The sequence below is a fragment of the Bradyrhizobium sp. SZCCHNGR1005 genome, from assembly GCF_032489995.1.
GTDB lineage: Bacteria > Pseudomonadota > Alphaproteobacteria > Rhizobiales > Xanthobacteraceae > Bradyrhizobium.
The window spans coordinates 1-1,636 of record NZ_JAUEZC010000025.1 but is presented as its reverse complement, the minus strand read 5'-3'; the positions used below and the strand labels follow the sequence as shown (position 1 = coordinate 1,636).

Here is a 1,636-nt window from a genome sequence, read left to right as displayed (position 1 = left end):
GTGCGGGCCGAGGTCGCGCGCGTGCTGTCGCTGACTGCGGAAGCCATTGAGCCAGACCGCCCGCTCAAGGAGCTGGGACTTGATTCGCTGATGGCGGTGGAGCTGCGTAACGGGCTGGGCCAGCGCGCCGGGGCATCGCTACCGGCGACGCTGGCGTTCGACCACCCGACGCCAGCCGCGATAGCCCAGTATCTGATCGCGAGGGTGTTGTCGTTGTCGCCAACAGACGCTCCGATCGTGGTCACGCCGAAGACAGCGCGCCCGGCAGAGCAGGATTCGTTGCGAAAGCGCATCTCCCGAATCGATGAATTTTCATCGGCAGAGCTCGAACGCGAACTTACTGAAAGCATACAACGAGTGCGTGAGGAGATCGGACAATGAGTTGGCAACGGGACGCGCTTGTCACGATCGAGAAGCTGAGAGCGAAGCTTCAGCAAGTTGAATACGAGCAGAAGGAGCCGATCGCGGTCGTGGGGATGGGTTGCCGCTATCCGAGGGGCGTTAGCGATCCAGGGACCTTCTGGCGTCTGATCGACGAAGGGATCGACGCGGTGACGGAAGTGCCAAGCGAGCGCTGGGATGTCGATGCGCTTTATGATCCCGATCCTAATGCCCTGGGCAAGATGACCACGCGGTCCGGGGGGTTCCTGACCGGGATCGACCGGTTCGATTCTGGTTTCTTCGGGATCTCGCCGCGCGAGGCGGTGAGCATGGATCCGCAGCAGCGGCTGTTGCTGGAGACGAGTTGGGAGACTCTGGAGCACGCGGGAATTGCGGCCGAGCGTCTAGTGGGGAGCAGCACCGGGGTTTTCGTCGGGTTGAGCTACCAGGAGTACGGCACGTTGGCCGGGGGACTAGAACGGCTCGACGGCTACGTTGGTACGGGCACCACCGCGAGCGTGGCGTCGGGGCGGATCAGCTATGTCCTTGGGCTGCAGGGTCCGAGCATGACTGTGGACACGGCGTGCTCGTCGTCGCTGGTGACGGTGCACCTGGCTTGCCAGTCGCTGCGTCAGGGCGAGTGCTCGCTGGCGATGGCGGGAGGTGTGACGCTGATGCTAACGCCGGGACCATTCGTGGAGTTCAGCCGGCTGCGTGGACTTGCCGCGGACGGTCGCTGCAAGCCCTTTTCTGCGAACGCGGACGGTACCACGTGGTCAGAAGGGTGCGGGATGGTGGTTCTGGAGCGCCTGAGCGATGCGCGGCGGAACGGGCATTCGGTTCTGGCGGTGATTCGTGGTTCCGCGGTGAATCAGGACGGCCGCAGCAATGGTCTGTCGGCACCGAATGGTCCCTCGCAGGAGGCGGTGATCCGCAGCGCGCTGGCGCAGGCGGGGGTAAAGCCGTCGGCGGTTGGATACGTCGAGTGTCACGGTACCGGGACGGTGCTTGGAGATCCGATTGAGGTTCAGGCGCTCGGATCTGTTCTGTCAGAAGGCCGAGAAGCGGACCGGCCGGTGATCATTGGCTCGGTCAAGAGCAATCTGGGGCATACGCAAGCGGCGGCCGGGGTTGCCGGCCTGATCAAAGTGGTGTTGTCGCTGCAGCACGGTCGGATCCCGAAGAACCTGCACTTCGAGGCGCCCAACCCGCACATCGCCTGGGATGAGTTGCCCGTGAAGGTCGCGTCCGAGGC

General features: G+C 64.1%; 2 protein-coding genes. Both read left to right on the top strand.

Annotated elements, in window-relative coordinates; all coding sequences use genetic code 11:
* Positions 1-381, top strand: a 381-nt coding sequence (locus QXZ85_RS33685) for an acyl carrier protein (protein WP_315729244.1), incomplete at its 5' end; no start/stop codon positions are given.
* Positions 378-1,636: polyketide synthase (locus QXZ85_RS33680; RefSeq protein ID WP_315729245.1), on the top strand; the 1,259-nt coding region annotated here is incomplete at its 3' end. The genes QXZ85_RS33685 and QXZ85_RS33680, both read left to right, overlap by 4 nt.